This window comes from Leucobacter holotrichiae (assembly GCF_055791005.1).
On record NZ_JBVUAC010000022.1, the window covers coordinates 1 to 7684 of the forward strand.

The 7684-nt window shown below is 64.3% G+C and carries 8 protein-coding genes and 2 pseudogenes; 9 read left to right on the top strand and 1 reads right to left on the bottom strand.

What is annotated here, in order from left to right:
• Positions 1-316 (bottom strand): hypothetical protein (locus tag AC0KXF_RS14890; protein WP_473109922.1); only part of this gene is annotated, 316 nt, incomplete at its 3' end.
• 177 nt (positions 317-493) lie between these two features.
• Here AC0KXF_RS14890 and AC0KXF_RS14895 point away from each other — a divergent pair.
• The 9 genes and pseudogenes from AC0KXF_RS14895 to AC0KXF_RS14935 form a co-directional block, all read left to right on the top strand.
• Positions 494-1108: a TetR/AcrR family transcriptional regulator gene (locus AC0KXF_RS14895; RefSeq protein WP_473109923.1), complete on the top strand. Its 615-nt coding sequence runs from the start codon at positions 494-496 to the stop codon at positions 1106-1108.
• On the top strand, positions 1101-1787 hold the full coding sequence (locus AC0KXF_RS14900; protein WP_473109924.1) for a YqeB family protein: 687 nt from the start codon (positions 1101-1103) through the stop codon (positions 1785-1787). Before AC0KXF_RS14895 ends, AC0KXF_RS14900 begins: the two co-directional genes overlap by 8 nt.
• 270 nt (positions 1788-2057) lie before the next feature.
• On the top strand, positions 2058-2906 hold the full coding sequence (locus AC0KXF_RS14905; protein ID WP_473109925.1) for a helix-turn-helix transcriptional regulator: 849 nt from the start codon (positions 2058-2060) through the stop codon (positions 2904-2906).
• Positions 2907-3012: 106 nt separating this feature from the next.
• Positions 3013-3228 (top strand): annotated as a pseudogene (locus AC0KXF_RS14910) (transposase); the annotation flags it as partial.
• Positions 3229-3404: 176 nt separating this feature from the next.
• Complete coding sequence (locus AC0KXF_RS14915) at positions 3405-4439, top strand: DUF4434 domain-containing protein (RefSeq protein ID WP_473109926.1); 1035 nt, start codon at positions 3405-3407, stop codon at positions 4437-4439.
• Between the two features lie 203 nt (positions 4440-4642).
• The gene (locus tag AC0KXF_RS14920; RefSeq protein ID WP_473109927.1) at positions 4643-5209 is read left to right on the top strand and encodes a recombinase family protein; all 567 of its coding nucleotides are present in this window, start codon (positions 4643-4645) and stop codon (positions 5207-5209) included.
• A gap of 9 nt (positions 5210-5218) precedes the next feature.
• Complete coding sequence (locus tag AC0KXF_RS14925) at positions 5219-6655, top strand: Mu transposase C-terminal domain-containing protein (RefSeq protein ID WP_473109928.1); 1437 nt, start codon at positions 5219-5221, stop codon at positions 6653-6655.
• Positions 6642-7568 carry an AAA family ATPase gene (locus tag AC0KXF_RS14930; protein WP_473109929.1) on the top strand — a complete coding sequence of 309 codons (927 nt, stop codon included), beginning with the start codon at positions 6642-6644 and terminating at the stop codon, positions 7566-7568. The genes AC0KXF_RS14925 and AC0KXF_RS14930 overlap by 14 nt, the downstream gene beginning before the upstream one ends.
• Positions 7569-7598: 30 nt before the next feature.
• Positions 7599-7684 (top strand): annotated as a pseudogene (locus AC0KXF_RS14935) (transposase); the annotation flags it as partial.

Here is a 7684-nt window from a genome sequence, read left to right on the forward strand (position 1 = left end):
GAGTTCGAGGCCATAATGATGGATGCCGTCGGGTTGGCGGCATAAACCCCGGACTCAACCAAAGCTTCAGCAGACCCCCCATCGACTGGCCCGTGACCGGGTTTTTCCAGTCCACCCATCCCGCATACGCCTCGGGGTCGAGCCCGAGTGCGGCGGTCACGTTCCCGTTGCCGTCCAGGGCGGTGAACGCGGCCACGGACGCATCCGTGCCGAGGTAATAGTCATCGGCGCGGGAGCGGTCGGCCTCGACATAGCGGCGCGCGTCGGCTCCGGTTCCCCGGAACAGGATCATGCCGCCATGCATAAGACTCACCACCTGATGTTTCTACTAAAGAAACCAACGTATCTACCACGGTAGCATACGTTCATTCAAAAGAACGAAGGGGTGAAATCGCGCGGCTGTGGGTGGCTGCTGCTCGTGCGAGAGTCGCCTGGGTGTCGCGTGCGACTGGTATTATTCGATTGATTACTCAGACTATTTATTGGGGTACGCATGGCGGCAAGACGAGTCGATCCTGAGCGGGTCGCGTGGAAGCGGGAGCAGATCACCGTCGAAGCTGGCCGGTTGTTCTCCACGCAGGGGTATGAGCGCACGAGCGTGGCTGACATCGCTCGGGCGGTCGGGGTCAGCCAGGCGAGCATCTTCTACTACTTCACCGACAAGGCGGCACTGTTCCGGGCGATCTTCGAGCGCGATCTGCCTGTGGCGGAGGCGCTGATCGCACGGCACGCTGATGCCGAGGAGCCTGTTCCGGCGATCCTTGATGTGCTCAGCGAACTCGCCAAGGACGCTGCTGATCCGGGCGCTTCGGGAATGGTCGTTGAGTTGTTGCGGCGGGTCGAGCACGATCCCGCTCTCATCGCCGTGGTGATGCGCACCGCCGAAGTGCTCACCGGCGGCCTGGCTGCGCTGATCGCGCGCGGCATCTCTGACGGAGACATCGACGCGGCTCTTGATCCGGTCGAGACGGCGACCTGGTTGCAGGCGATTGTCGATGCGACCTACCTGAACGCCAGGCCAGGCTACTCGCCGCTGCCGGAACTTCAGCGCACCGTCCTGGGCTATCTCACCCCGCGCACGCAGCAAGGAGCAGAACCGCATGACTGAGAACGAGACAACCATCACGATCCCGAGACGATGGATCGTCGGCTTCTGCGTCGCGGGCGCAGTTGTCGGCTTCGGCGCCGCGTTCGCCGTCGGCCCTTTCGTAGAATGGCTGCTCTCCCTGGCGGGCGACGCCCCCGGCCCGCTGCGCATCGCCGCGCGTCTGCCGCTTGTTTGGGCGATCCCCGTCCTCACGCTCCTGGGCTCGGCTGTGGGGTTTTGGATCACCCGCGAGTGGCGGAAAGAGGTGAGCGTCGTCACGGTGTCGGCGGGTGGTGTCACCATCGAGAGCGAGAGCACGAGCCAGTTCATTGACCGGGATCGGATCGGCGGCGTTTTCACCGACGGCAAAGACCTTGTTGTCACCGACCCGCAAACAAATGAACTCTCCCGCTCCAAAACCGACACCGTGCTCACCGGGCGGCTACAGCACGCTTTCGAACGGCTCGGCTATCCCTGGCAGGGCAACGCAGACCCCTACGAGAACGCCTATATCACCTGGGCTGACGGTAGCAATGGCGTGGGCGGACGCGTAGACGACCTCCTGCGAACGCGGCAGCGCGCCCTCACCGACAAGCGCATGGGGGCAGCCGACGATATCCGCGACGAACTGCGATCCCTCGGCGTTGTCGTGCGTGACCGCGACCATAAGCAGCAGTACCGAGAGATTCCCCACCCTTGAAAGTCCGATCTGATGGAAAGGCTGCGGCGAACAGAGGGAGCACACTCACAAGGGAGAATCCAGCCTGATCCCCGCCGTGACCTTCACTTCGACACAAGCGGCAGCACTCGACAGCGAACGGTTCTCCGACCCGTCGTGGCGCGATCACAACGCACGCGACGTTCGGTGGGTGCCGTCGCCTTCGACTGTGTACGGCTCGTAGTCGTCCGCGACGGCTCAGTGATCCTCTGCGGAGAATGCCCCCAACGCCCCGTCAGCGTGGGCGACATAGTGCTGATCGCACCCGATATGCCCGTCGGATATGAACCCGAAGCACGCATCACGATAACGACCCTGCACCTCGACACGGACTACCTCATCGAGCATCTATTCTGGCAGCACCTCGACCTGATCCCCGACCGCGACGCAGCCCGCGACCTCGCCGCCAAGCTCAACCCCGACCCCGTGCAAGTACTCCGCCTTGGAGAACGAGAGGTCGAACGGCTGGAGCCAATCCTGGATGAGCTCGTCACCTTGACGGAAGCGGGGCAAGACGCGGCGAGATACTTCCGCACACATGCACTCCTGCTGACTGTTCTCGAAGCCATTGCTCCGCACATCCGCCACGCGCCCGTCGCGGTGCCGCCGCTGACGTCGCGTGAACGTGCCGCTCGCGTCGCGTCGCCACGGTGGCGGGCGTTCCGCCCCATCCGCAGAGAAGCCGCGCAAGCGGCGGCGCTCATGCACAGCGACATTGCGAAGCGGTGGCGCATCGAAGACCTCGCCGCGCATGCCTGCCTCTCGCCCAGCCAGTTCACGCGGGTCTTCCGAGACTCATTCGGAGTCACGCCACTGGTGTATCTCACGATCCTGCGCGTGCAAGAGATGGCTCGTCTACTGCGCACGACCGATCTGTCGATGCGGCAGATATGCCCTCGGGTGGGATGGATCAACTCCACGCATCCACCTGCGCACTTCCGCCGCTACTACGGCGTCAACCCATCCGAGTACCGCCGCTACGGGCAACCGACCGCCAGCCAGGAGGGGCCGGGTGTCGGCGTCGCCAGGGCTGCCAAAAGTGCTAACGAAAGTGCTAGGCAACCTGTAGGTCGGGGTATCGCGGAGTTGAGTCCCGCATAGTGGTGTAGCGCATGGTGGTCCGGCACGTCGTTCTCGACGTGGACGCGGTCACCGTGTGATCCTTCGAGAAAGCTCTCTACTTCTCACTCGAAAAGGAATCATCACGATGACCGCTCCTCATATTGTCGACCCTGCCGGTGTCCTTAGCGAAGCCCTGGGCGACGCGTCGCCGGATTTGATGCGCAGCTTGCTGCAGACCATGATCAACGCGCTGCTGTCCGCGGACGCGGATGCCGTGGTCGGCGCGGAATGGGGCCAGCGCTCCCCGGACCGCACGACCCAACGCAATGGATACCGGCACCGCGATCTCGATACCCGGGTCTGTGAATCGCGCCGGTGAATGGCGTCGTTCTGTGATCGCTGCGTGGCACTAGCTGCCTGGAAGGGGACGAGGACGTTCAGGGCGGCGGATGCATGTGATGCAGCGCGAATATACTAGGTGCTTAGTGCCGTTAACGTCCGTTGATGGGCACAGATCTTATTTGAAGGAGCCGCTCCATGCGGAACACGCTGAGAACACTGGTGATAGCGGCCCTCGTTGCGATCATCGGCACAAGCACCCTGACCGCGGCCGCGGCTCCAGCAGAATCAGCAGCAGGCGCTGGTCGTATCAGCGCAACACACCTGGACCCCTATACCGTTCACAGCGCATCGAACGAGCGCCTCGACGCCATGTTCTCGACGCAGAAGGCGGCCGGGATCGACACGGTGATCGTTCAGTGGACGGGCGCTCGGCGCGATGACGGCACGACGGTCACGACATACCCGGCGAGCAGCGCGACGGGTTTCGGTGCCTGGGATTCCGTCCTCCCCCGCCTTCTCGATTCCGCGTCCCGCAACGGCGTGAAGGTCTGGCTGGGACTCATCCTGCAGTCCTCCCTCCTGGATGCCGACGCAACGAAGGATGATGCGGACCTCCTCGCGGCAATTGCCGCCGATGACGCCGTGATCGCCGCAGACCTGCTCTCGAAGTACAAAGGACAGTTTGAAGGCTGGTACATCCCCACCGAGCCCGGGTACGAAACCATTGCTGATCCGGCACGCACCGCCCTGCACACCGACTACCTCCGCGACATCACCGCCTCCCTCGACCAACTCTCCTCGGATCTCCCCGTGATGATCTCCCCGTCAGTACCGACAGGTATCCACGCCGGACTGTCCGGAGTGCAGTTCGTGACCGCGCTGGGGCCTCTCATCCGTGACACAGGCATCGACGTGTGGAACCTGCAGGACGGGTACAAGATGACCGCGTGGACGCCTGCCCAGAATCGCGCCCTGGTCGAGAAGGGGCAAGAGATCGCCGCCCCCGTCGGCGCCGACGTCTGGGTGACCGTCTATACCCCTGGCCCCGGCGACTCGAATTACCCCCTTACCCCGGCAAAATTGTTCGCTGACATTGACGCCGTCGCCTCCACCGGAGCACCAGTGACCATTTGGACATACAACTCGTCGATGAACCCCGACGCTTCCCGCCCCGACGCCCAGCCACGCAAGACGCTGTACGACCTCTACCTCGACCACACAGCTGACTAACGACAGCCCCGCAACCACTCACAGTTATCAGAGGTGAACGGCCGCCATCAAAGCAGTCATCGCACGTGCCTTTGTCTGTCTGTGTCCGTAGACGACCGTTCATGAGTCAGTCGCCACTCTCGTCGCTCAGTCCGGCGAGTCGTGTCTCATGACTCGTGTCGGCGATCTATGTAAAGCGGGCGGCGTTCGCGTTACGCTGAGGTATGGCCACGATCGGTTACGCCCGCGTCTCGACCCGAGACCAGAATCCGGACGGCCAGACCGATGCGCTCGAAGCTGCAGGCTGCGACAAGATCTTCGTCGAACACGCCTCCGGCACCCTGACGAAAAGGCCGGCGTTGACAGATGCCCTCGGATATCTGCGAGAGGGTGACTCGCTCGTGGTGACGAAGCTTGACCGGCTCGGCCGGTCGGTCCGAAACCTCAAACAAGTCGCGGAAGAGCTGCAGCAGCGTGGGGTCGGGTTGAAGGCTCTGTCGCAGGGCATCGACACCACGACTCCGGGTGGCCGCTTGTTCTTCCACATGCTCGCCGCGATCGCGGAGTTCGAGCACGACCTCATCGTGGAGCGCACCCACGACGGCCTCGCGGCCGCCCGTGCGCGTGGTCGGAAGGGTGGCCCGAAGTTCAAGATGACGCCGACGAAGATCCGGCAGGCCCGGGCGATGTATGACGAGGGCGGCCACACCGTGCAGGAGATTGCCGACACGTTCGGGGTGTCCCGGCCCACGATCTATCGGCACTTGGCCGAGCACGTCGAGCGGGCCTGACGAGGGATCATGGCGCACCTCAGCGACCGGCAGAAGGCCGAGCTTGTGCGCCAACACCAGGACGGGGTGCCGTGGACGCGGCTTGCGGAGCACTCCGGAGTCGCGGTGCGGACCCTGCAACGCTGGGCAGCTCGGATAGAAGCGGGGCAGCTCGGGCGAGCACCTCGCCGCGATAAGGGATCGACGCGCACTCTCGCCGAACTGGTCACCGCAATCGAGGCGCTTGCTGTGCGCCGGCCCGCGCCGACGATCGCGTATATTCACCGTCGCATCGGCGACATTGCCCGGGACCGCGGATTGCCGGCTCCCGGATACACCACGGTCCGCGAGATCGTGCACGCGCTCGACCCAGGCCTGACGGCCCTCGCTGACGGCGGGGACGCGGCGTACCGCGACAAGTTCGAACTGGTCTACCGCCGCACGACCTCCGCGCCGAATGAGCAGTGGCAGATGGACCACACCCTGCTCGACGTAATGATTCTCAACGACCGGCAGCAACCCGACCGACCCTGGCTGACGATCGTGCTCGACGACTACTCACGGGCGATCGCCGGCTACGCGCTCGGCATCTCAGCCCCCGCGGCCGAACACTCCGCACTGGCGTTCCATCAGGCCGTCGCTCGGAAACGAAACCCGAAGTGGGCGGTGTCGGGGCTCCCGGACGTCCTCTACAGCGATCATGGGTCCGATTTCACATCGGCCAGGATCGATCAGGTCTGCCTCGACCTGCACGTGCGCCTGATTCACTCGCAGGTCGGCGTTCCGCAGGGGCGCGGCAAGATCGAGCGGTTCTACCGAACGATCACGACCGAGTTGCTGCCGCACCTGCCCGGCTTCATCCCGCACGGCACCGGCGGGGCACCCGTCAGCGAACCCACGCTGACCTTGCACCAACTCGATGACGTGCTCGAGCGATTCATCGTCGACGAGTACAACGAACGACCGCATTCAGCGACTGGCGAGGCCCCGCACGCACGATGGCGGAGCGACAGCTTCATCCCTCGAATGCCCGCACGCCCGGAAGACCTCGATTCGCTCCTACTGACTGCGGCGGCAACGCGACGTGTGCAACGCGACGGGATTCGCTTCGCCTCGACCCGATACATCTCGCCGGTCCTCGCCGCATACGTCGGTGAAGACGTCACAGTGCGGTACGACCCCCGCGACCTCGGCGAGGTGCGAGTGTTCCACGACAACACGTTCTTGTGTCGTGCGATCGCGCCCGAACGCTCCTCCGAGACCGTGTCCTTCACCGACCTGCAGGCGGCGAGGAACCAGCAACGCCGCGCCCTGAAACAGCAGCTCCGGGAGCTCACCGCTCACGCTGGCTCGCTCCCCGAAGACACCCGCCACCGACCCGAGATCGCGCTGGCACCGGCGAGTGCGCCCGACCGAACACCACCACCCCAGGCGCGACATGGATTGAGAACCTATGCCAACGACTGAGCCAGACGACGGCAAACCCATCTCCCTCCTCTTCACACCAGACGACGACGGGCGTCGATTCCTCAGCGGCCACTTCGACGAGTTCCAAGAGGCACCACCACCCCACGAAGACACACGGCCCGCGTTCGTGACCACACGAGAGCACCGCCGGTTCACGGAGTTCGCAGACACCGTCCGCTCACACCGCTACATCGGCCTCTGCTACGGACCACCCGGGATCGGGAAAACACTCTCCGCCCGCCACTACGCCGGCACCGACGAATGGGAACAATGGCATCCACTCTCACGCGGCGCCGGCGCCCTGCCGCCCGTGCCGGAAGCGGTCCAGCGGAACAGGACGGCGTTCTTCACACCTACGGTCGCAGCAACCATCAAGCAGATCGATCAAGGCCTGCCCCGGGCCTGCCAGCACATCTCCTGGGCAATCGACTACGCCCAGCACGGCCACGTCGACCCCTACGTTCACGCCGAATCCCAATACAGCGGGAACACCGAACTGCTCATCATCGACGAAGCCGACCGGCTCAAGACCGCCGGACTTGAACAAGTCCGCGACTTCTACGACCGCCACCGGATGGGTGTCATCCTCATCGGCATGCCCGGCATCGAGAAACGCCTCGCCCGCTACCCCCAGCTCTACAGCCGCATCGGCTTCGCCCACGAATACCGCCCGCTCCGCAGCGACGAGCTCACCGCCGTCGTCGCGCAGCGCCTCCCGGACCCCGACCCGGATGACTCCGGTCTCGCACACACGGCAGCTCTCGCCGCCATCGTCCGGGCGACCAACGGTAACTTCCGCCTCGCCGACCGTCTCGTCACCCAGGTCAACCGCATCCTCGACATCAATAGGCACACGCGCCTCACTCCGGAGGCCGTCGACGCAGCGCAGGAAGCACTTCTGATCGGACGATAAGTGAAGCGAGAACCACGACATTTATCGTCGCAAGTCACAACCCGGGTCGGGACGATCGATGTCGCTGTCCCGAAACTGCGGCAAGGGACGTATTTCCCGGAATGGTTGATGGAGCG

What these genes read in the sequence shown, in the direction of transcription:
- AC0KXF_RS14895 (WP_473109923.1), top strand. Translation starts at nt 494, where the DNA reads ATGGCGGCAAGACGAGTCGATCCTGAGCGGGTCGCGTGGAAGCGGGAG.
- AC0KXF_RS14900 (WP_473109924.1), top strand. Translation starts at nt 1,101, where the DNA reads ATGACTGAGAACGAGACAACCATCACGATCCCGAGACGATGGATCGTC.
- AC0KXF_RS14915 (WP_473109926.1), top strand. Translation starts at nt 3,405, where the DNA reads ATGCGGAACACGCTGAGAACACTGGTGATAGCGGCCCTCGTTGCGATC.
- AC0KXF_RS14920 (WP_473109927.1), top strand. Translation starts at nt 4,643, where the DNA reads ATGGCCACGATCGGTTACGCCCGCGTCTCGACCCGAGACCAGAATCCG.
- AC0KXF_RS14925 (WP_473109928.1), top strand. Translation starts at nt 5,219, where the DNA reads ATGGCGCACCTCAGCGACCGGCAGAAGGCCGAGCTTGTGCGCCAACAC.
- AC0KXF_RS14930 (WP_473109929.1), top strand. Translation starts at nt 6,642, where the DNA reads ATGCCAACGACTGAGCCAGACGACGGCAAACCCATCTCCCTCCTCTTC.